The sequence below is a fragment of the Rhizobium grahamii CCGE 502 genome, from assembly GCF_000298315.2.
Lineage (GTDB): Bacteria > Pseudomonadota > Alphaproteobacteria > Rhizobiales > Rhizobiaceae > Rhizobium > Rhizobium grahamii.
On sequence record NZ_AEYE02000038.1, the window covers coordinates 37,465 to 57,960 of the forward strand.

The following is a 20,496-nucleotide window of genomic DNA, read 5'->3' on the forward strand; positions in this document are numbered from 1 at the left end:
GGCTCCTGCGGAGCAGCCTTGAACGCCTTTATTGACATCCTGCAGCTCGCAAAAGGAGGAACGGTCATGGGCCTTGGACGTGAACAGGAGGTCGAAATCCGCAAGCCTCCACAATTTATACCGGGCGAGCGGGTGCGGGCCACACTCCACGTCAAGAATGACGGGAGCTATGGTGGCAAAAATATCGGCGAAAATCTGGTGCGGAAGGGCGACGAAGGCTATGTGCGCGACATCGGCACCTTTCTGCAGCAGTTTTACATCTATGCCGTCGAATGGGTCGGTCGCGGCACTGTCGTCGGCATGCGCGCGCGCGAACTAATAAGCCTCGACAAACCCGCGGCTTCGGGTGCTACTGAAACCGCCGTGCCCCCCCCAAGGAAAGAATTCCGACATGAAGGTAATGATCCGCAGAACGAGCGCCGGCCTGTCGGCTTACGTTCCCAAGAAGGATCTCGAAGAGCCGACCCTGAGACTGATGACTTGTGGGGCGGAGAAGCATCCATGCAGCTGGATAGATGAAAACATGCATTTCAAGGGCCTTCACCTGAACCTGCAGTTTCTGCATCAGCAGAAGACAACCCACGCGCTGCTCGAACTAGGATCGGCCCCGACGGTTATCGACCCGCGGATCCTCCGATCCGACCAGAGCGGCACGTCCCGACCTCAATCCCGACCATCCGTCCTGGCCAACCGCCTGCAACGATGTCCGTGCTGTACAAGGCCCATGGACAGCCCGCGGCAAATCCGCAATTTATGACGCAGTAAGGCTAGACAACCCCATCAGTCTGAATTCCCGGGTCGCTTCTCAACAGAAATCAACAAGTCATCCTGGCTGGCGAGCCGCTTCTCGTAGAAAATCACGGCATACCCATGCAACATCCCCTCACCGCGGCGGCTATAGCCAGACGTCTCATACATCATTTGAGCACCGACTTGGATGGTTGTTGTTTCGAGCATTATGCACTTGAAACCTAGGGCAGCGGCGCGCAGCTCCAATTCACTAAGTATTCTTCTTCCAAGCCCTCGTCGTTGAAAGGCGGGATCGACCCGCATCCGCTTCAGCTCTGCAACATTATCCTCGGCAGGTTTCAGTCCACCCATAGCGACGAGTTGGCCTCCAATATGCGCAACTACAAAATCTCCGCCTGATGCTAGATATACGTCACCTACATTGCGTAAATCATCCTCCCATGCCCCTTCCGGCACATGTACACCAACAGCGTCGGATGCGCTTCGATGCAACCGCCATACATCTTCAGCATCTCCTACCTCGAATCGGCGAAAGACCACCTCGGCTTGAGATATTGACCATTTTCGCCTGATGTCGGAGATATGCTTGATCGAGGAAAATGCCACCTCTAGCTTTGGTGCGCTCCCTAACAGCCGCTGCGACAACACATCCTCAATCCTTTCCGACATATCAACTCCAACAATTGGGAGACCCGGCCCTACCGTATATTTCAGGGCCGCACGACGATGCATCCGGGTAAACCGATCCAGCGCACAAACACAGGACGCGTGCAGCTCTCGGATTTCGCTGCTCTGGCGCTCCACGATGGACGAGACCGTTGCGAGCTTAGGGAAAGGCGTTTTCCCTTCAAGCCAGCTTGGCTGGGTTCTCGCGCGTACCTTGTCTGGTGATAACCAGCGAAATACGTCGTCAATGCATTTTTGAGGATAATATTCCCACAACCGATATACATCCTTGTAGAATTGCGGCTTCTGGCGCAACAGCTCTTCGCCGATCAGTAGAACCGAGACCGCCACGACGCGGGCAGAGAAACGACCGCTTGGGCCAAGCCTATCCTTGTAAGGGTTCTTTCCGTAGAACATGCGAAATTGGCCGAAAAGATCGTGCGACATATGTTCATAAAAACGTTCCAAAACATCAATGGCTGACTCCAGAGACTTCATGCACAGCGATAGACACTTGCGTGCATCTGCCGCGACCGTGTCTCGCAACTCAAGCAGAGCTTCTATTGCCGACTGTAAGTCACCCTCAATAAGTTGATGGCCGAGGCAAAAATCGCGCTCCTCGACCCCAGCTGAACCGAGGCAATATACGCGAGGATCGCTTTCCACTGGGTTGGTGAGGATCATGTCTTCATAGGAGAGGACATCAATGCTAGGCTGCCGCTGACGACTTAATTGTGCAATACGCATCAACGGTTCTCCTACCGTCAACTCCGCATCGACGGGATTGAGGCCGGCAAACGCGGACAACTGATAAGCACAATTGACGAGATACTGAATGTCTGTCTTAGCCACTGCGAAGTCGGACTGGGGCAGATTTATTAGCTGCGCCTCACAGTCTGTTCCCCGTATCATCGCGTTGATGCGCTGCCCAAGCGCCCTAACCGCTTCATCTGGCCGTTCATTCCCTTTGATCTGCGCAATATGGTGCGGGAGTTGCTCGGCGACGAAATCGCTGACAATCCCAAGCGGGCGTTTTGCCTGGCTGCGGTCGATGCTGTCGACCAGGTGAGAAAATATCCCCCGCGCCTGATGGGCGGGTCGATCTGGGATGGAAATGGACGAGGTAAAGGTCATTGACTAGGTCCCCCGACTTCACCGAAACACAGCTTGCATTTTCGCACTTAAGCCGCACCGTCCCGCTGGCGAGTAACGTGCTCTTCCAAGAGGTCGGTCTGGCAAGCAACTTCGCCGGCTCTCGACGGGGAGCAAAGTTCATGCCAATTTGTATTTTGGCGCTGAGATTTCCTTTCAGTTACTTAGCGAAAACATTGAGGAGGCCAGGCCAAACAAGCCTCCTAAATTCGCCAAAACAGACATAAATTGTCGGACACCCGTCGAAGGCCGCTGAGCCTCATCGTCGGGGACGAGTTGATCGCCGAGCCATGCCGCGAGGTGGGCCGGGCCGAGATGACGCAGATCGTCGTTGAAGTTACCGAGCTGCGGCCGCAACACCAAAGCGAGGATCCCGGACTCGCCTGCGCGCTGGCTGAGACGTACGATGCCGCGCCGGCCGGCAGAGTAGGCATCGGTTGCGATGTAGAGGCGACGGTAGCCAAGCGAAAGTTCGGGCCGGCGAGGTGATTGGCCGAGGTGGCGGCGGCCACCGGCAGCGCCGGCATTACCACCTTAAGCGACCGGGCACCACCATCAGCCCCCGGAGCCCTTCGCCGGGACGACGATTGGGCAAGGCACAAGTCCGGAAGCAGCACTAAGGTGACTGCGTGTCCCTAGATTTGGCCAAGCCGGTCCTAGCAGACCCCATAGCGGTGATAGTAGCGCCAGTCGAGCGATAACGCACAGGCATTCCAGTTTTGACATCTTCTTGACAAAAATTCCCCCTTCTTCCCTCCTAAAGGCGTTTCAGCACTGCTCCATTACACGGATCAAAGGCATCCGAGGGCCGGCGTAATGGAGGCACGAGTTCGCGGCAAAGCCTGATGACAGAGCGAACGGAGAGCGCCCGGCTTGATGATGTCGACTGTCCTCACATGGCGCAGGGCAATCACCTTCCGCTCCTTCAACTCGGTCATGGCACGCGATACGCTCTCGGTTGTCAGGGCGAGATAGTCCGCAATGTCCTGTCGCGACATCGGCAATCTTACCTGACGAACACCACCCATACGGTTGGAGAGATCCATCAAGAATGCCGCGACGCGTTCAACCGCACACTGCCGCCCGATAACCAACAGATGTTCCTGAGCGCGCTTCATGCCGCCCAGTGCAAGTGCAAGAAGGTCCGGCGAATGCTCCTGGATAGGATGCCGCGCAAACACGATTACTTTAGTATCGGCGATAGCCTCGGCAAAAAAGCGATGCTTTGAGGCCGCTTCAAAGCCGAATGTCTCCCCTGCGAGATGGAAGGAAACAACCTGCCGCCGTCCGTCCGAGATGAGGCCGTATACACGGACAGCTCCGGCACAAACCTGATAGCATTTATCCACGCTATCACCTTCGGCATATATCACTCGGCCGCGTTTATATGTCGCAACGAGGTGCGCCCCCGGAAATTGTGGCCGCGCAAAGTTCTCCGGCATTACGGTACTCTGCGCTGCGGGTTTGAAAGTGGCATACATCTCGTATTCCCCATGGCCAAGGAAGATTGGCAGTTCTTGCCACGGTGAAAAATTCGGTTAACTCACTAAGGGAAATTACTTAGACGAGATCCCGTGCGGTTTGCACCAGCGAGTCCCCAGGCCTGCGGCACGACGGGGATTGCGCGAGATCAACACCGCGAAGGGCCGAAGCCGGCCACGAGAGCCATGCGCACGAGATGTGGGAGGTTTTTTGCTTTCATTTTTGACATCGCGCTGGCGCGATGCACCTCCACCGTGCGGGCACTGATATCGAGATCATGGGCGATTGATTTGTTCGGAAAACCGGCCACCACGGCGCAGAGCACCTGGCGCTCTCTCTCGCTCAGGGTTTGGAGGCGCGTTTGAATGTCCGTGATCCCGTCGGCCTTGGCCCCTGGAACGATTAGATGTTCTGACGCTCGTTCGATTGCCTCTATGATCACGTTGTCCTCGAAAGGCTTTTCGATGAAGTCGACTGCGCCTGCTTTCATGGCCGCGACTGCCATCGCTACATCGCCATGTCCGGTAATCACGATAGAAGGGATGGGGATCTTTTTCACACCGAGTTGCCTGATGAGATCGAGACCCGAGATCTCCGGCATCCTGAGGTCAGTCACCAGAATTCCATTATGGATGCTCGGGGCGAAGGAAAGAAACGAGGCGGGCGATTGATGCAACTTCACGGCATAGCCGTTGATGGCCAGCATGAAGGCAAACGATTTCCGCACCGGCTCTTCGTCATCGACGATATGAACTGTGTAGTCAGTTATCTCCACCCGTTCGTCCTTCCCCATAGGCGGGCAGCGTGAACCGGAACGTAGCTCCGCCAGCCGCATTTTTCGAGACTGTCATTTCACCACCATGGGCTTCGACAATGCGTTTCGAGATCGAAAGGCCGATGCCCATTCCACTTGCCTTGGTCGTGACGAACGGCTTGAAGAGCTCCGCGGCAATTTCATCCGGAATGCCTCCGCCGGTGTCTTCCACAATGACGGCGACTTCGCCCGCATCGGTGGGCATCGTGCGGATCGTGAGCTCGCGATAATCGACATGGCGCATCGCCTCGATGGCGTTTCGCATCAGATTGATGAGGACCTGTTGGATTTGAACACGATCGACCATTACCATTTCAGCACCGGGTAGGTATTCGAACACAGTTATGACGCCGTTCGCGCGGGAACCCACTAGTGCCAGAGCGCCCGCTTCCTCCACCAGTTTGCGAATGTCTTCGGGTGCCTTTTCCGTTTCGCCTTTCGTGACGAACTCCCTAAGACGTTTGATGATCTCTCCCGCCCGTAAAGACTGGCTCGCAATCTCTTCCAAGCCCCCTCGCAATCTCGTTGCCAGGGAGTTGTCCATATCGCGCAAAAGCCTCGTACACCCCTGAGCGTAATTTGCGATCGCAGACAAGGGTTGGTTCAGCTCGTGCGCGAGCGTCGATGCCATTTCGCCCATTTCGCTCAGGCGGGCCAATCTCGCCAATTCAGCCTGAATTTGTTCGAAACGAGCGGCCGATTCTTCTCGCTCCGTCATGTCTCTGATGAAGCCTGTGAAAAACAGTTCACCGCTCGATTTCATCTCACCCACGGTTAGCTTCATGGGAAACGTCGATCCGTCCTTCCTGCGCCCGACGACACCGCGATCGATGCCGACGATGCGCTTCTCGCCGGTTCTAAGGTACCGTTGCATATAGCCGTCGTGGTCGCCTCGATAAGGTTCAGGCATTAATACTCGCAGGTTCTCGCCGATGACTTCCTGTTCCTCATACCCGAACTGCCGGACGGCGGCGGCATTGAAGGAAACAATCGTGCCATCGGCCGCACTGACCACCGTCGCGTCGGGCAATGTGTCCAGGATCGATCTCAGATGCGCATCGCGGGCTGCCGCGAGAGTTTCTATCCTGACAACGGCGTGTCTCGTCGCCTGGAGTGACTCTCCCAGACAAGCAACCAGAAACACCGACGCGCCAAAGAAGGCCAATTCAACACCAGTCGGATCGACCGCATTATGCAATCGCTGAACAAAGATAGCTGCGGCAAGCGACGCCACGGCGGTAAGCGCGACTGGCTTCAAACCGCCGACTGTTGCGACGATCACAATAGCAGGGATAAACGAAAACAGAATAAGCCTGTCGCCAACAAGCTCCGTAAGTGCCAATCTCAGTGCAAGAATAACCAATGGAGACGCGGTGATGATAATACAGGTCGCGACCGGCTTGTCTCGCCACTTGACGATCATCCTGCCGAATCGCATTCTCCCACCAACGCTTTGTGAATGCATTCCATGATCCACCATAGGATTAGTAACCTGGCTACGCCACCTCTCGACTGGCAGAGCGCAATTGAGTCCCATGCTTTTCATAGACCATACAGCTGCCATCAGTCATTCCGCCATTTGCCTATATGTCCGCGCTCGACCGCGGAGCATAAATCACCGGAAGTCCGCAGCACTCCTTGTTTTCGATCAACGAACCAAGCGACGCGCGCACCTAGAATGCGACACAATGCCCGAGCACCCTCCCGAAAGAAGGATTTCAAATGCAATCGGCTCTTGTTGCAAAATATGGCGAGGAGCGATTGCCTCGCTATACGAGCTACCCGACATCGCCGTGCTTCTCACCCGCTATTGACACCAGCACCTATGACGACTGGCTTACCGCCATTCCTCCGGAGAAGGCGGCTTCTCTTTACGTGCACATACCGTTTTGTCGGTCGATGTGCTGGTATTGCGGCTGTCATACGACCGTCGCCCGCGGCGACCAGCCGATCCTCAACTACCTGCAAATGCTGCGAGAGGAGATATGCCTTGTATCTGCCAGGACGAAGGCGCCACTCAATATCGATCATCTGCACTTCGGTGGAGGAACGCCAACAATCATGGGGCCGAAAAAAATGCTGGGCCTGATTGGGCTCCTGCAGGAGCATTTCGACTTCACCAGTACTAGCCAGATCGCATTGGAAATCGATCCAAGGACTCTGGAGCAGGAGATGGCGGCGGTCCTCGGGGAAGCGGGGGTTCACCGTGCAAGCCTCGGGGTGCAGAGCTTCGATCCGGTGGTGCAGAAGGCGATCAACCGGACTCAGAGCGATGAACAGACGATGCAGGCGGTGTCTCGCCTACGTCGGGCGGGCGTCGACAGCATCAATTTCGATCTCATCTACGGTCTGCCGCACCAGACGGTCGAATCCTGCATCGAGACGACTAAGGTCGCAATCGAGATGCGTCCTGACCGTCTCGCAGTCTTCGGCTATGCGCACGTACCTTCCTTCAAGAAGTGTCAGCGAATGATCGACGAAGGAGCGCTCGCCGACGCGGAAAGCCGTGTTGCCCAGGCGGAGGCAATCGCGGAAAATCTTCTTGCAGCCGGCTATCGCCGCATTGGGCTCGACCATTTCGCTTTGCCGGGAGACAGCCTAGCAGTGCACAGGCAAACGGCCAACTGCATCGCAACTTTCAGGGCTACACCACCGATGCCTGTGAAACGCTCATCGGTTTCGGTGCATCGGCGATTGGCCGCATGGCAGACGGCTACGTCCAGAATGAGGCACTCCCCGGTCGCTACGCGCAGGCGATCGCATCCGGGCGTTTTGCGACAATGAAAGGTTATCGCTTGTCGGCCGAGGATCGGCTACGAGCAAACGTCATCGAGCGCCTGATGTGCGACTTCCAAGTCGACATCCCGGCCCTCGCGGCCGAACATGGCTTCGATTCTGGCGCATTTCTCGACGATAATGACAGGCTCACCATGCTAGAAAGCGATGGAATTCTTGAAAACGCGGGCGGTGTCATACGTTTACGGGAAGAAGGGCGATTTCTGATCCGCGCCGTTGCTGCCGCTTTCGATTCTTATCTTCTGCAATCGGCGCGGAACTGCAGCAAGACGGCTTGACGTTGCTCTCCGCACTGCCGCAACCATGCCGGCTCTGGTTCGCAACCTGCCCAACTTATCAACGGGGTTGATCTCTTGTGTTGAGAACTATGAAATAATTCACAAGACATCGCGAACTGTTACTTTAAGTGGAAGACCGGCATGAATGAGACAAGAGATCCCTTACCCAGCTCAAGACAAGGTAGGAGAGTCATCGGCATCCGCTGTGCGCCTGCGCACAATCATCTGGAACAGGTCGATATCCTGTAACTTCGTTGCTTTGAGGAAAAGGTAGAACCAAAATTGGTACTCTAGCGCGCTTTCGCTGAACGCGGAATCGGAATTTGATGGCAGGTGCTGTGCCGTGATTCCCTGCCGGCGAGATAAATGTCATGTGCATTAAGCGACGAACTTCGCAGCCGTGTTCTGGCGGCTCTGCAGACGGGATGTCTGTACGCACGGCGGCGGCGCGGTTTGGAATTGTGATTTTCGACGGCTATTGTTTGGATAGCCAATGCATGACACCGTCAATTGACCGCAGACAAACAAGGCCGGCGTTCTGGCTCCAGCTGGATGCGAATGAGGCATTTCTAATCGGCCTGATCGATGACATCACGCTCAAGGAGATGGTTCTGCGCTTGCGCACCGATAAGTCTGTATCGATCGGCCGTAGTGCTCTTGATGTGTGGCTTCGCAAGCGGGGCTGTTAAAAAATGTATGGCCCACCCGTCTGCAAGAGGATTTTACAGCGTTCTGATCAGTCTGCGTCAAGGTAGACGGTCCCATGGCCAAGATGGACATCCGGTCGTTCAGAGCCCAATAAGACCGTCGGCACCCCTGCATTTTTTTAATTGGGCTTTCCAACCGCCGCTCAACTGTCAGGCCAACTTCACGATCCTTTCTGCAAATTGGCCTGATTATGCCGTCGCTAGCAGGTTAGGCGCGTTCAAAGCGTATCTGTTTAAAGCGGCGTACGTGCCAGCTTATTGGCCAACGCCACTACCACGGCATTAGGATGCATACCTCTCTTGATCATTGCCTCCAGCCATCATCCCATGGGCGTTTCGCTCTTTGAAAGCGCTGCAATGCCGCAAAGTACGCAGATAGGTGTTGCCGCGCTTGGATATCCCAAGCAGCCGAGCTTTGCCGCCTGTGCTGTGTTGTCTCGGACCAACGAACCGCAGGAATGCGCAAACTACTTCGTAGCAGCCCGATATGACCCGATTAAATGGACGTGCTCTAACCGCCCAGAACTTCACCGGATTAAAAACGGTAAGTGACGCCGGCGCCGATTAGCCATGGATCGAGCTTGGCCTTGCCGCTGACGCCGGCGCCGCCGACATTGGCATCGAAATCGGGTCTCAGAAAGATTTTCTTGGCGTCAAAGTTCAAGCCCCAATGGTCGTCGACCATATAATCGAAACCGGCCTGTAAGGCGACGCCAAAGGTGTTCTTTACATCAAGGCTGCGGGCACTCTTGCCGGACTGGTTGTAGAACAGCGTATAGTTGACGCCGGCGCCGACATAGGGCCGAAAAGTGCCGAAATCGGTGAAATGGTATTGTAAGGTGAGGGTTGGCGGCAGCAGCCATGTCTTGCCGACCTCGTCGAGCGCCGAAATCGAGCCACCGCCATAAACCTTGGCGTAAGTTGTGGCGAGGATCAGTTCCGCAGCGATATTATCGCTGAAGAAATACGAGATGTCGAATTCCGGTATGACCGTATTCGAAAAGGAAAGGTCCGAACCCGGCAATCCGTCGACGCGGCCAGAGTCGTTGGTGATCACGTCAAGTGCCCGCAAGCGTATCTGCCACGGACTCGGCTCTGCCCCTGCAGCAGCGGCAGGGGCCGCACCTTGAGCGGTCGCCATATCCGCCGCTTCCGCGGTACAGGCGGCAACCAAAGCTGTGACGGTCATGATGGCGCGGACGATGTTGCTGGATATCATTTTCCTCTCCTTTGATCCGAATCTCGTAACGGTCGAGAGAGATAGCACCGTTTGGCGCGTGGTGATTTGAGCTGGATCACATATGAAAACTAGAGTCTTAGCGAAGCCTCTGATATTTCTCATTTGCTCGCTAATCGACGATCATTTCCGATATCAGCGTTACGCGCATTTCCACTTCCGGCGCACAGATGCTGACCTGATGGCAAATCACCGTATGTCGAGATTCCGTCCTGTCCACGCCTCTGCGAAATATAGGCAATTGAAAATTATGCACGAAAAGGCCCGCGCTGATATTCGCACTTTCAACCACCGCGGTTGCTAGCCTGAGTGACATACGCTTCAGGTCGGCCAAGCATAAAATATGAGGGACTCTAAAATCGAACAGCACCAGCTGCGGCAGCGACGAATCTCATGCTACCGCCAGCAAGGCTAGGCGCTTCTGCTTGCAGGTCACGGAGCATCGTCATCATCGGCCAATATACGACATGAAGCACCCTCCAAATCATCGTACTGCCCGCTCTTCAGCGACCACCAAAATGCTTGCAGGCTAAGCGCACCCATAAACAATGCGAGCGGAATAAGATAGATCAGTATGCTCATGGTAGCGAGGAAACCTCGACTTCAAGTGTTCATTTTCCTGGCCGTTTCCAGCCGTTGAGCCGCAGCGCATTGGTCACGACAATGAGCGAAGACGTTGACATCGCCACGGCAGCGATGAGAGGCGTTGCATAGCCAGCGATAGCGACCGGGACGGCCAATACATTGTAGCCGATGGCAAGCGCGAAGTTCTGGCGGATCAAAGCGGCCGTTCTACGAGCGATCAGGATGGCTTCGGGAACAGCGTCGAGGCAGTCGCTCAGGAAGACGAGGTCTGCCGCCTGCCGGCCAATGTCGGAGGCGGTCGCGGGAGCCATAGACACATGCGCTGCCGCCAGCGCGGGCGCGTCGTTGATGCCGTCGCCAATCATCATCACCTTGCTGCCCGCTTCGCTTAAACGGGCGCATTCTTCCACTTTCTGCTTCGGATTCAATTCCGCAATTGACCGGTCCACATGCAATGCCCGTGCCGTCGCTTCGACGACGGCTTTCCGATCGCCCGAAAAGATCATCGTTTGCAGCCCCGCACGACCGAGGTCCCGAATGGCGCCAGCCGCTCCCGGTCGAAGCGTGTCTTCAAAGTAGAAGCGGGAAAGTATGATGCCGTTCCTCGACAGCACAACCTCGGAAAGCGAACCACTCAATTTTTTTTCGCGGGTCGGATTGGAACAAGCAAACTCGATCTTGCCTAGACGATACAGGCCGTCGGCGGTATCGACCCACAGGCCTGCGCCCGCAACCTCGACAACGCTGTCAAACCGGCGCGCGTTGCTACCGGCGCTACTCAGCAATGCCTGAGAGAGCGGATGGCGCGAATGCGCCGCAAGACCGGCTGCGATCGCCGTTTCCTCTGGTCCTGCATCCACCACCTCAAGGAGACGTGGCCGGCCAAATGTCAACGTGCCGGTCTTATCGAACGCGACAGCATCGACTTCCGCGAGGCGTTCTAAAGCGGAACCGTCCTTGATCACGATGCCGCGGCGAAACAGGTTCCCTGCGGCAACGATCTGCACGACTGGCACAGCAAGGCCAAGCGCGCAGGGGCAGGTAATGATTAGCACCGCGACCGCGATAAGCATGGCGAGCTTCCAATCCCCGCCAAAAAATCCCCAGGCAAGAAAGGAAACCAGCGCGATCAAATGAACCACCGGAGCATAAAGACCGGCGGCGCGGTCGGCTATCCTGCGATGGCGCGCCTTTCCCCCTTCTGCCGCCTCCATAAGATTAATGATCTCTGCAAGTAGCGAATTTTCCGCCGTCTTCGTGGCGCGAATAGTCAGCGAAGCCATGAGGTTCATCGCACCCGATCTCACCTCCGTGCCGTCCGCAACGGCGACCGGGGTACTTTCTCCGGTGACGATGGAAAGGTCCATCTCGCTCGCGCCGGCGGTCACGACACCATCGATCGGGCAACGTTCGCCCGCAACGATGAAGATGTTGTCACCAATGCCGATATCCTCTACGGCGGTGTAGCGCTTGCTGCCATCGGCGGCTATTACGCGGGCGCCGCGCGGCGCAAGTCTTGCCAGATTATTGACGGCAGCTCGCGCCTTTTCCCGCATGATGTGGTCGAGCGTGCGGCCGATGAGCAGGAAGAACAACAGCGACACGGAGGCGTCAAACCAGGTGTGCTCGCCGTGGTGGATAGCCTCCCAAAGCGATACGGCATAGGATAGAATGACCGCGAGCGAGATTGGCACGTCCATGTTGGTGCGCCCGTGCTTCAAGCCGTCCCAGGCGGACTGGAAAAAGAAACGTCCGGCGTAGGCAAGCGCCGGGGCGGCGATCGCCGCCGAGATCCAGTGGAACAGGTCGCGGGTCGCCGCTTCCGCGCCGGACCAGACAGATATGGACAGCAGCATGATGTTTGCGGCTGCAAAGCCCGAGACAGCGACAGCCTTCAACAGTTGGTCGCGCTGGGTATCGGTCTGGTCCAATGCCGAAGTGGGAGTAAAGACATATACGCGATAGCCTTCGGCCATAATCGCCGACAGGATACCTGTTGGATCGACGACGACATCCCCCTGTCGCTCGACATAGGTGCAGCTGACCCGCCGGGCCGTCAGGTTGACCCGCGCGCTTTTCACGTAGGGAAGTTTGCACAAAGCCCGCTCAATCGTCGAAATGCAGACTGCGCAGCGCACGTCTGGGACACTGAGGACCAATTGACGCAATCCGTTTGCAAGCGGGTGGCTGGCCAGCGCGATCTCCTCGGCACTAAGCGAATGGCTGCCCAAGGCCATGATGACTTCCGCATCCATGGTACAGCACGTCATAGCCCGAAATCCGCCATATCGATGCGCACGGCTTCATGCATCACCGTGACATCCTTGTTCCGTGAGATAATTTCAACGATCCAGTCGCCTGATCGAACGTGATGTTCCACTTCGAACCGGCCTTCGCTCTTCTTCGTGAGTGCGAGCTGGAAATCCTCGCGGTCGCCGACCGGCCTCCTGAACGTCAACGTCACATCCTGGACCGTTGCCGGCGACCCGTCGCGATTTTTAACATCGTAATGGATGCCGTCACGGCTGAGAGAGAGGTTTCCCGAAATGCCGGTGGCAGCCATTGCGCGCATCGCCGCGGCTTTACTGTTGAATTCCTGGCTTGCCACGTAGGTATCTTCAACCACAAGGCCGCTCCATCTCCTAGACGCGAATGTTGCCATCACAGCGTTCACTCCAATCACCACGGCGAAGAATGAGGCCATGGCGATCAGCATATGATGGCCGGTAAAGGTGCGATGAACGGCGCCTTGGTTCCTCATTTTGGTGCTCCCGGCGTGTTGAAGGCGGCGTGGTAGGTTGCCTGATCCGAATGATTTCCATCCTCTATGACAAATCGGAATTCGCTGAAGGTGGCATCCTTGGCTTGTCGCGTTACGAACACTTTGAACGTGGTGGCCGCATCCGGGTCCGCTTCAATCCTGAAGCGCCGGCCCTCCGCGGTGGAGAGCTCTGGGATTTTCATCGTTGCGCCATCGAGGCCCTCGAGCCGGATATCGATCTTCCTCGGTATCGGCACCATGTTGAGCACGCGAAGCGTATATCCGTTACGGATCGAGCCATCCGACTCCAGCACATATTGTGGATTCCGGTCGTGAACCACGTTCAGTCTCAGCCGCTCCCGGAGCGCCAAATGCACGAGCAGGGTTATTCCGATCGACGCCCAAATCGCCGCATAAAAAAGGACACGCGGCCTGAAGATCGCCCAGCAGTTGAAGTGCCGGATCCCCTCAACAAAGCTTCCGTCAGCGTGTCGGATGAGATTCGGCTGCACGGCGTTCTTTCCGCCATCGGTCGCAAGAATGACGTTGCCCGCATACTCACTCAGTGTCGCATAGGAGACCAGGGCACGCTGCTTACCGAGCTTGTCCATCACACTATTGCAGGCATCGATGCACAAGGCGCAAGTTATGCACTCCATCTGCTGGCCATTGCGGATGTCGATTCCCATGGGACAGACCGCAACGCAGGCACTGCAGTCTACGCAATCGCCGATCAGTCGCCCCGATGCCTGGGCCTTCTTAGCATGGCGCGAACGAGGCTCTCCGCGCCAGTCGTTATAGGTGACGACAAGGGAGTTTTCATCGAGCATAGCGCCCTGTATGCGCGGCCAAGGACACATGAAGGTGCAGACCTGTTCCCTCATCAGACCGCCGAGAACGTAGGTGGCCGAGGCGAGAACGGCGAGGGTTGCGTAGGCAACGGCTGGCGCTTCGCCTTTGAACAGGGCGGAAGCCAGGGAGTGCGCGTCCGCGAAATAGAAGATCCACGCGCCACCTGTAGCAGCGCCTATCAGGAGCCATATGAAATGTTTGGCAACCCGCTTCGCGATCTTGTCCATTGTCCAGGGCGCTGCGTCGAGTTTGATGCGCGCATGACGATCGCCTTCGATCGCATGCTCCACGGCAAGCATTAGATCGACCCAGACGGTCTGCGGACAGGCGTATCCACACCATGCTCTTCCCACCGCAGATGTCACCAGCAAGAGGCCGAAGCAAGCCATGAGCAATAGACCGGCGACATAGTAGAATTCCTGTGGCCAGATCTCGATGAAAAAGAAGAAGAAGCGGCGGGACGCCAGATCGACGAGAATTGCCTGATCCGGAGCATAGGGCCCGCGGTACCAACGGATCCACGGTGAAATGTAATAAACACCAAGCGTGATGATTATGACGATCCATTTGAACCGTCTGAACGGACCCTTCGCCCGCTTCGGAAACACCTTCTTTCGCGCCGCATAAAGTGGCTGACGCCTGCGCCGGGTGCTGACCTTTTCGACGTCGAACGGTTCGACGCGATCGTCAGGTGGGCCGGGAGCAACGTCGAGGTTCATCGCTTACTATCCTATTGATGATCCTCATCTCGCATTCGACGAGCCGAGCGTTCTTGACGTAAATCAAGGAGAGCCGAACAGCCGTCGGCTCAACCCGAGAAAGAGCCACGCTCCCGACGGGAGCGTGGCTCGGAAGAACTACGGTGAGAAACCGCAGGGACGTCTTCCAGCCGCGGATAATATCGTCTTGTGATCTGCGGTCTTTAATCGAAATCAAATTCGCGATGAAACTTTCTAAAGCGCATCCAATTTAATCGGGCTTTGGCTGCCGAAAACTGGTTGTCATGCCGTGCGTTCGCGATCCAGGCATCGCCGACGAAACCTGATCCCGCATCGCTTCGCCGCAAAGCGCGCCGACATCCCATCTTGGGCAGCAGCCAAACGCGGCTGCGAAGATCGTCACTCAGTGCTCGTGCCATCCATACCTCCGGATTCGAAGGCAGGGAATTATCAAGCACGCCAGATGTCACCAGGTCCGCGTTCAACGGACGCGCTCTAGCTTTTCGCGGTGGCCTTCTTGCCCCGCCAAAGGCAACTGCGTTGCTTGATCGCAAATGCGTTGGCGATCAACCGCACGGCGTCAAACATAGGAGGTGTAGAGGATTGTGATATGGTTGACTGTTCTTCTTTCTTCCTATTTCCCCCCGCCCAGCGAATGAACAAACACTGTGACTTCCTTTACCACGGTGTCGCCCAACCGGGCCGACCACGCCGGCATGACGCCGTGCTTAGGCGCAGTTACCTGGCGGATGATCGCCTCCTCCCCTCGCCCTTTGAGCCAGATGCCGTCGACGAGATTCGGTGCACCCATCTCCTGCTTGCCCTTTTTATCTTCACCGTGACAGACGGCGCAATTGTCGATGAAAACCTGCTTTCCAGCTTCCGCCAATGCCGGATTGGAAGGTGTGTTAGTCAGTCCCCACACATAAGCGGCAACCTGGCGTATCTGCGGGCGTTCGAGCACGTCACTGAAAGCGGACATCTCCGACACGCGCGTCTCTGGATCTTCGTCAAAGCGGATGCCGTGAGCGATAGTCTGTTGAATGGCCGTAAGATCGCCGCCCCAGAGCCAATCATCGTCGTTCAGGTTAGGAAAACCCAACCCACCTGTCGCACCCGAACCATGGCACGGGGCGCAGTTGACTTTGAAGGCAGACGCACCGCCTGCGATGGCTAACTCGCGCAGGGACGGATCCGCGTCGATTTCCACTACGGTCTTTGCGGCGATCTGCTGCTCGAACTGCGTCTGAACAGTCCTCGCCAGTCGCACTTGCTGCTGCAGCTCCGCGCGGCTGGAGAAGCCGAGCAAGCCCTTAGTAGTTTCTTTGATCATCGGTATCGACGGGTACGCGAATGCATAACCGATCGCCCACAGAATGGTGGCATAAAATGTGAAGATCCACCAACGCGGCATGGGATTGTTGAGTTCTCGAATTCCGTCCCATTCGTGACCCGTCGTCTCGACGCCGCTGATGTCGTCAACGTGTTTTTCCGGCATCTCATTCATCCTTCAGCGGTATGATCGCGGTGTCGTCGGCGATCTGTTTGCTGCCGGGACGGAGGGTGAAAGAGAGCGCGCCCACAAAGAACACCGCCATCGCCAGAAGTCCCCAACTGTCGGCGAAGTGCCGCATTGCGTTGTAAGTTTCCATAGTGACCCTCATCGATATCCCGTCGCGTCGTCGTACGTCGAAAAATCAACCAGAGTGCCGAGCATCTGGAGGTACGAGACCAATGCATCCATCTCCGTCAGTCTTGAGGGTTCGCCGTCGAAGTTACCCACCTTTGCTTCCGGGTAGCGGGCAAGCAAACCGGCCGTGTTGGCGTTTGGAACGGCCTGGGCGCGCATGTCGGCTTCGGCGTGCGCCAGCATGTCGTCGGTATAGGGCACACCCACGTCTTCGTTGGCCTTCAGATCCATGCCGATGTTCTTAACTGTCACCTCCCTTTCTTTGAGGAAGGCGTAGCTTGGCATGATCGATTCCGGGACGACGGCGCGCGGATCGGTCAGATGCTGCACATGCCATTCGTTCGAATAGCGACCCCCCACCCTGGCGAGGTCAGGCCCCGTGCGCTTCGAACCCCATTGGAATGGATGATCATACATCGATTCAGCCGCGAGCGAGTAGTGGCCGTAGCGCTCAACCTCGTCGCGAAATGGCCGGATCATTTGGCTGTGGCAGAGATAGCATCCTTCGCGGATATAGATGTTTCGTCCGGCGAGCTCGAGCGGCGTATAGGGGCGCATGCCCTCCACTTTCTCGATCGTGTTCTGGAGATAGAACAGCGGCGCGATCTCAACGATGCCGCCAATACTCACAACCAGGAGGGACCCAACGAGGAGCAGCGTGGCATTTTTCTCAAGGATCTGATGTTTTTCCAGGATGGACATCTTGTTTTGCCTCATTCGCCGGCGTGGGCGCTGAACGCTCCGGGGATGACGGCTTCTTCGCGCCGGTTTCCGCGGATGGTCATGGCGACGTTGAAAGCCATGACCACGGCGCCGGCCAGATAGAGGCCACCGCCGAGCGCCCGCAGGAGGTAGTAAGGGAACATCGCTGCGACAGTTTCCGCGAACGAATAGACCAGGAAGCCTTGAGTATTGTACTCGCGCCACATGAGACCCTGCTGGATACCGGCGACCCACAGAACGGCGGCGTAGATGGCGATGCCGAGGGTGGCGAGCCAGAAGTGCCAGTTGACCATGCGAAGGCTGTAAAGTCGCTCGCGACCCCAGAGCTTCGGCGTCAGATAGTAGATCGCACCGAAAGTGATCATGCCGACCCAGCCAAGCGCCCCGGAATGAACATGGCCAATCGTCCATTCCGTGTAGTGACTGAGGGAATTGACTGTCTTAACCGCCATCATCGGACCCTCGAAGGTCGACATCCCATAAAAGGCGATTGCCATGATCATCATGCGGATGATCGGGTCTGTGCGGATCTTGTCCCATGCGCCCGATAAAGTCATTATACCGTTGATCATGCCGCCCCATGAAGGCATCCAGAGCATGACCGAAAACACCATGCCGAGCGTCTGCGCCCAATCCGGCAGCGCCGTATAGTGCAGGTGATGCGGCCCAGCCCAGATATACATGAAGATCAGGGCCCAGAAGTGGATGATCGACAGGCGGTAGGAATAGACCGGACGGTTGGCCTGCTTCGGCACGAAATAATACATCATGCCCAGGAAGCCGGAAGTTAGGAAGAAGCCAACCGCGTTATGGCCGTACCACCACTGGGTTAGAGCGTCCTGCACGCCCGAAAAAAGCGAATAGCTCTTCGAACCGAGGAAAGAGACCGGCACCGCCAGATTGTTTACGACGTGCAACATAGCGATCGTGACGATGAAGCTCAGATAGAACCAGTTCGCAACGTAGATATGCGGTTCGTTGCGTTTCAGGATCGTTCCGAGGAATGCAACGAGATAGGCGACCCAGACGATCGTCAGCCAGATGTCGACATACCATTCTGGCTCCGCATATTCTCGTCCCTCAGTGATCCCAAGGAGGTAACCGGTCGCGGCCATGACAATGAAGAGCTGGTAGCCCCAAAATACGAACCAGCCGAGGTTGCCGCCGAAGAGGCGGACCCGACAGGTGCGCTGCACGACGTAGAAGGAAGTCATTATTAAAGCATTGCCGCCAAACGCGAAAATGACGGCGGAGGTATGAACGGGGCGGAGCCGACCAAAGTTAAAATGTGGCGCGATATTCAAACCAGGAAAGGCCAGTTGGAGGGCGATGACGACACCCACCAGGAAGCCGATCACACCCCAAAAGACGGTGGCGATCAATCCATACCGGATAACCTCGTCAAAATAGGCCCCCGATCCGGCCTTGGCGCGAGCTCCACTTGGCGAATCAACCCGCAGCAGCAGCACCGTGCCCGCCAGGAGGCAGAAGAACAGGACCCCCATGTGGGCCGCAAAAAGCTGATCATGAGCGGCCCCGGCACCAACCAGTGCCAAGAAAGCGCCGACCGCAACCAACACGGTTTCAGCGGGGTAATTCATGTCATGGCCTCCAAGCCGCAGATGACTGCGCCATGGACAGCCGTCTTTCTTGCCGCTTTGGGGAACAGTTCCCACGAGAAGGGAAACAAGTCCTTGATCTGTATCAACGAACGCTACAGTTTTCTCGTTTTGCTGACTTGGTCAAAAGACAGTGCGCTTATCAAGCCGATGGCTGTTGCGTGAGGGTCGCCATTCCGAGCGTGCTCATCGACTATCGAGCCGGGACAGGTGGATGCGCAGGGAGACTGCGTCCGAGAGGAGAGAGTGCGAGCTTACTTGCTGTCCACCCTCAAAATATGATTCGGAATTTGCTCAATCTCAAAGAATATCTGCCGATCTCCACCTAAAGTCGGGGGCTGATGGCTATTCGGCCTCCAAACGGAGATAACAAATGCGTTTTAAAATCGGTCCGATCATTGCAACGGCAGCCTTGGCCTTTTCGGCGATGCCACTCGTGGCGGCGGATTACCAGATCCGGATGCTCAACAAAGGCCCCGACGGCGCAATGGTCTTTGAACCGGGGTTCGTGAAGATTGCACCCGGCGACAACGTCACCTTCATTCCCGTTGACAAGGGCCACAATGTCGAAACATTCGAAGACCTGATCCCCAACGGGGCGGCCGAATTCAAATCTAAAGCAAACGAAGAATATCGGGCAAAATTCGACATTCCGGGCGCCTACGTCGTGAAATGCGCGCCGCATGCAAGTATGGGAATGGTGGCCCTCATTGAAGTTGGCGATAACCCGGCCAATCTCGACGCCATTAAGACTGCTAAACTTCCAAATCTAGCGCGCAAGCGCCTTGATGCCCACCTCATGCGTGCAGATAAGAAAGGGCCGAGCGAACAATAGATTGCTTGCAACAACCCTTGTAAAGTCGCAATGAGGAGCTTGAGAGCTATGTATATAGCTGACACGGCACTGCCTCGCTCCGCACTCGCGCGCGGCCGGTTGAGTTAGAAACCGGAGGCACCAGAGTTAGAGCTTGCGGCTTCCGCTGACAAGAGATCGGTCTGACGTCGCTGAACCCTCTCGGAAACAGCTGCCCGCCTCTGTTGCGGAACTTGACAGCTGTTTTCTACCGTCGTCTTTTCGCTGTCGTCGGAATTGGTGGCTTGTAGCGGGACTTGCGCTTGTGCCGGGGAGCTTGGCCGCGTTGCAGTGTCTTGATGTCAGAGAGCATCCAATACCTCAGTTCGCAGATTAACGCATCGATGATCCCGATCGGCGTTACCTCACCGGAAGCCCCACGTCCGCAATCTCCTCCGGGTCGGGCAAGGCGCCGCCGTCACAGCTGCCATCTGCCACCATTGGCTTTGTAGTCGGCTGGTTGATATTGGCGCACATGAACTCTCCGGCGGCGGACATGTCCGGGAGCAATCAGGCAAGGCTTCTTATTCAGTAGATGCGACAATCGGTGAGGCACCATCCTTATTACCACGTCGGCCAGTGCCTGCGTAACATGTGCCATCGCTACACGGAGACTGACAGAGGGGCCATTATTGGGTATCCCGCCGATGAGGTTTCCGTGACTGCTGATCGTCCTACAAACTGGCGTTGACGATCCGCTTTGGGCAATAGGTCGTCGATCGACTGGCGGCGGTGGTTAGGCTTCTGTGGCGCATAGTTGATCGCCTCGCGCAAGCCACCTCGTCTATCGGACTCCTCCAACCATTTGGAGC

At 56.5% G+C, this 20,496-nt stretch carries 17 protein-coding genes and 5 pseudogenes; 6 read left to right on the forward strand and 16 right to left on the reverse strand.

What is annotated here, in order from left to right; genetic code table 11:
- Positions 1 to 66: 66 nt before the first annotated feature.
- Positions 67 to 372: pseudogene (locus RGCCGE502_RS32355) on the forward strand (nitrogen fixation protein NifZ); the annotation flags it as partial.
- A 28-nt stretch (positions 373 to 400) separates the two neighbouring features.
- Positions 401 to 757: a NifT/FixU family protein gene (locus RGCCGE502_RS39340; protein ID WP_439332356.1), complete on the forward strand. Its 357-nt coding sequence runs from the start codon at positions 401 to 403 to the stop codon at positions 755 to 757.
- A 23-nt stretch (positions 758 to 780) separates the two neighbouring features.
- Here RGCCGE502_RS39340 and RGCCGE502_RS36115 read toward each other — a convergent pair whose 3' ends face one another.
- A complete protein-coding gene (locus RGCCGE502_RS36115; RefSeq protein ID WP_016558448.1) occupies positions 781 to 2,550 on the reverse strand; it encodes a GNAT family N-acetyltransferase in 1,770 nt (589 codons plus the stop codon).
- Between the two features lie 246 nt (positions 2,551 to 2,796).
- Here RGCCGE502_RS36115 and RGCCGE502_RS39035 point away from each other — a divergent pair, with 246 nt between their 5' ends.
- Positions 2,797 to 3,057, forward strand: coding sequence for a hypothetical protein (locus tag RGCCGE502_RS39035; RefSeq protein ID WP_016558449.1), 261 nt, complete (start codon positions 2,797 to 2,799; stop codon positions 3,055 to 3,057).
- Positions 3,058 to 3,359: 302 nt separating this feature from the next.
- Here RGCCGE502_RS39035 and RGCCGE502_RS32370 read toward each other — a convergent pair whose 3' ends face one another.
- From RGCCGE502_RS32370 to fixL, 3 genes are all read right to left on the reverse strand, one after another.
- Positions 3,360 to 4,049 carry a helix-turn-helix domain-containing protein gene (locus RGCCGE502_RS32370; RefSeq protein ID WP_019280576.1) on the reverse strand — a complete coding sequence of 230 codons (690 nt, stop codon included), beginning with the start codon at positions 4,047 to 4,049 and terminating at the stop codon, positions 3,360 to 3,362.
- 149 nt (positions 4,050 to 4,198) lie between these two features.
- Complete coding sequence (gene fixJ, locus RGCCGE502_RS32375; RefSeq protein WP_141652474.1) at positions 4,199 to 4,819, reverse strand: response regulator FixJ; 621 nt, start codon at positions 4,817 to 4,819, stop codon at positions 4,199 to 4,201.
- Entirely contained in the window at positions 4,812 to 6,329 is a 1,518-nt protein-coding gene (gene fixL / locus RGCCGE502_RS32380) for a PAS domain S-box protein (RefSeq protein WP_051158758.1), read from the reverse strand. Before fixL ends, fixJ begins: the two co-directional genes overlap by 8 nt.
- A 257-nt stretch (positions 6,330 to 6,586) precedes the next feature.
- Here fixL and hemN point away from each other — a divergent pair.
- A pseudogene (gene hemN / locus RGCCGE502_RS32385) lies at positions 6,587 to 7,938 on the forward strand (oxygen-independent coproporphyrinogen III oxidase).
- A 366-nt stretch (positions 7,939 to 8,304) separates the two neighbouring features.
- Positions 8,305 to 8,621, forward strand: a pseudogene (locus tag RGCCGE502_RS32390) (IS630 family transposase); the annotation flags it as partial.
- A gap of 257 nt (positions 8,622 to 8,878) precedes the next feature.
- Here RGCCGE502_RS32390 and RGCCGE502_RS39345 read toward each other — a convergent pair.
- From RGCCGE502_RS39345 to ccoN, 11 genes and pseudogenes are all read right to left on the reverse strand, one after another.
- Positions 8,879 to 9,086 (reverse strand): annotated as a pseudogene (locus RGCCGE502_RS39345) (IS110 family transposase); the annotation flags it as partial.
- Between the two features lie 94 nt (positions 9,087 to 9,180).
- Entirely contained in the window at positions 9,181 to 9,864 is a 684-nt protein-coding gene (locus tag RGCCGE502_RS32395; RefSeq protein ID WP_016558454.1) for an OmpW/AlkL family protein, read from the reverse strand.
- A 450-nt stretch (positions 9,865 to 10,314) separates the two neighbouring features.
- On the reverse strand, positions 10,315 to 10,464 hold the full coding sequence (gene ccoS / locus RGCCGE502_RS32400) for a cbb3-type cytochrome oxidase assembly protein CcoS (protein WP_016558455.1): 150 nt from the start codon (positions 10,462 to 10,464) through the stop codon (positions 10,315 to 10,317).
- 29 nt (positions 10,465 to 10,493) lie between these two features.
- Complete coding sequence (locus tag RGCCGE502_RS32405) at positions 10,494 to 12,737, reverse strand: cation-translocating P-type ATPase (protein WP_051158759.1); 2,244 nt, start codon at positions 12,735 to 12,737, stop codon at positions 10,494 to 10,496.
- Positions 12,734 to 13,228, reverse strand: coding sequence for a FixH family protein (locus tag RGCCGE502_RS32410; RefSeq protein WP_016558457.1), 495 nt, complete (start codon positions 13,226 to 13,228; stop codon positions 12,734 to 12,736). The genes RGCCGE502_RS32405 and RGCCGE502_RS32410 overlap by 4 nt, the downstream gene beginning before the upstream one ends.
- Positions 13,225 to 14,799, reverse strand: coding sequence for a cytochrome c oxidase accessory protein CcoG (ccoG, locus tag RGCCGE502_RS32415; protein WP_016558458.1), 1,575 nt, complete (start codon positions 14,797 to 14,799; stop codon positions 13,225 to 13,227). The genes RGCCGE502_RS32410 and ccoG overlap by 4 nt, the downstream gene beginning before the upstream one ends.
- 203 nt (positions 14,800 to 15,002) lie before the next feature.
- Positions 15,003 to 15,284 (reverse strand): hypothetical protein, encoded by a 282-nt coding sequence (locus RGCCGE502_RS32420; protein WP_141652462.1) that lies wholly within the window; start codon positions 15,282 to 15,284, stop codon positions 15,003 to 15,005.
- Positions 15,285 to 15,433: 149 nt separating this feature from the next.
- Positions 15,434 to 16,297: a cytochrome-c oxidase, cbb3-type subunit III gene (gene ccoP / locus RGCCGE502_RS32425; RefSeq protein WP_016558460.1), complete on the reverse strand. Its 864-nt coding sequence runs from the start codon at positions 16,295 to 16,297 to the stop codon at positions 15,434 to 15,436.
- Between the two features lies 1 nt (position 16,298).
- Entirely contained in the window at positions 16,299 to 16,451 is a 153-nt protein-coding gene (locus RGCCGE502_RS32430) for a CcoQ/FixQ family Cbb3-type cytochrome c oxidase assembly chaperone (RefSeq protein ID WP_016558461.1), read from the reverse strand.
- Between the two features lie 8 nt (positions 16,452 to 16,459).
- Positions 16,460 to 17,191 (reverse strand): cytochrome-c oxidase, cbb3-type subunit II, encoded by a 732-nt coding sequence (gene ccoO / locus RGCCGE502_RS32435; protein ID WP_016558462.1) that lies wholly within the window; start codon positions 17,189 to 17,191, stop codon positions 16,460 to 16,462.
- Between the two features lie 11 nt (positions 17,192 to 17,202).
- Complete coding sequence (ccoN, locus tag RGCCGE502_RS32440; protein WP_016558463.1) at positions 17,203 to 18,813, reverse strand: cytochrome-c oxidase, cbb3-type subunit I; 1,611 nt, start codon at positions 18,811 to 18,813, stop codon at positions 17,203 to 17,205.
- A 391-nt stretch (positions 18,814 to 19,204) separates the two neighbouring features.
- Here ccoN and RGCCGE502_RS32450 point away from each other — a divergent pair, with 391 nt between their 5' ends.
- Positions 19,205 to 19,666 (forward strand): pseudoazurin, encoded by a 462-nt coding sequence (locus RGCCGE502_RS32450; protein ID WP_016558464.1) that lies wholly within the window; start codon positions 19,205 to 19,207, stop codon positions 19,664 to 19,666.
- 441 nt (positions 19,667 to 20,107) lie between these two features.
- Here RGCCGE502_RS32450 and RGCCGE502_RS38505 read toward each other — a convergent pair.
- A pseudogene (locus tag RGCCGE502_RS38505) lies at positions 20,108 to 20,398 on the reverse strand (AraC family transcriptional regulator); the annotation flags it as partial.
- Positions 20,399 to 20,496 lie beyond the last annotated feature (98 nt).

Bases quoted from the DNA above. Each gene is read 5' to 3' on its own strand.
- RGCCGE502_RS32410 (WP_016558457.1), bottom strand. From the start codon at position 13,228: ATGAGGAACCAAGGCGCCGTTCATCGCACCTTTACCGGCCATCATATG.
- RGCCGE502_RS32430 (WP_016558461.1), bottom strand. From the start codon at position 16,451: ATGGAAACTTACAACGCAATGCGGCACTTCGCCGACAGTTGGGGACTT.
- ccoN (WP_016558463.1), bottom strand. From the start codon at position 18,813: ATGAATTACCCCGCTGAAACCGTGTTGGTTGCGGTCGGCGCTTTCTTG.
- ccoP (WP_016558460.1), bottom strand. From the start codon at position 16,297: ATGCCGGAAAAACACGTTGACGACATCAGCGGCGTCGAGACGACGGGT.
- RGCCGE502_RS32395 (WP_016558454.1), bottom strand. From the start codon at position 9,864: ATGATATCCAGCAACATCGTCCGCGCCATCATGACCGTCACAGCTTTG.
- RGCCGE502_RS36115 (WP_016558448.1), bottom strand. From the start codon at position 2,550: ATGACCTTTACCTCGTCCATTTCCATCCCAGATCGACCCGCCCATCAG.
- RGCCGE502_RS32450 (WP_016558464.1), top strand. From the start codon at position 19,205: ATGCGTTTTAAAATCGGTCCGATCATTGCAACGGCAGCCTTGGCCTTT.
- ccoS (WP_016558455.1), bottom strand. From the start codon at position 10,464: ATGAGCATACTGATCTATCTTATTCCGCTCGCATTGTTTATGGGTGCG.
- ccoG (WP_016558458.1), bottom strand. From the start codon at position 14,799: ATGAACCTCGACGTTGCTCCCGGCCCACCTGACGATCGCGTCGAACCG.
- RGCCGE502_RS32370 (WP_019280576.1), bottom strand. From the start codon at position 4,049: ATGTATGCCACTTTCAAACCCGCAGCGCAGAGTACCGTAATGCCGGAG.
- RGCCGE502_RS32405 (WP_051158759.1), bottom strand. From the start codon at position 12,737: ATGACGTGCTGTACCATGGATGCGGAAGTCATCATGGCCTTGGGCAGC.
- ccoO (WP_016558462.1), bottom strand. From the start codon at position 17,191: ATGTCCATCCTGGAAAAACATCAGATCCTTGAGAAAAATGCCACGCTG.
- fixL (WP_051158758.1), bottom strand. From the start codon at position 6,329: ATGCATTCACAAAGCGTTGGTGGGAGAATGCGATTCGGCAGGATGATC.
- RGCCGE502_RS39340 (WP_439332356.1), top strand. From the start codon at position 401: ATGATCCGCAGAACGAGCGCCGGCCTGTCGGCTTACGTTCCCAAGAAG.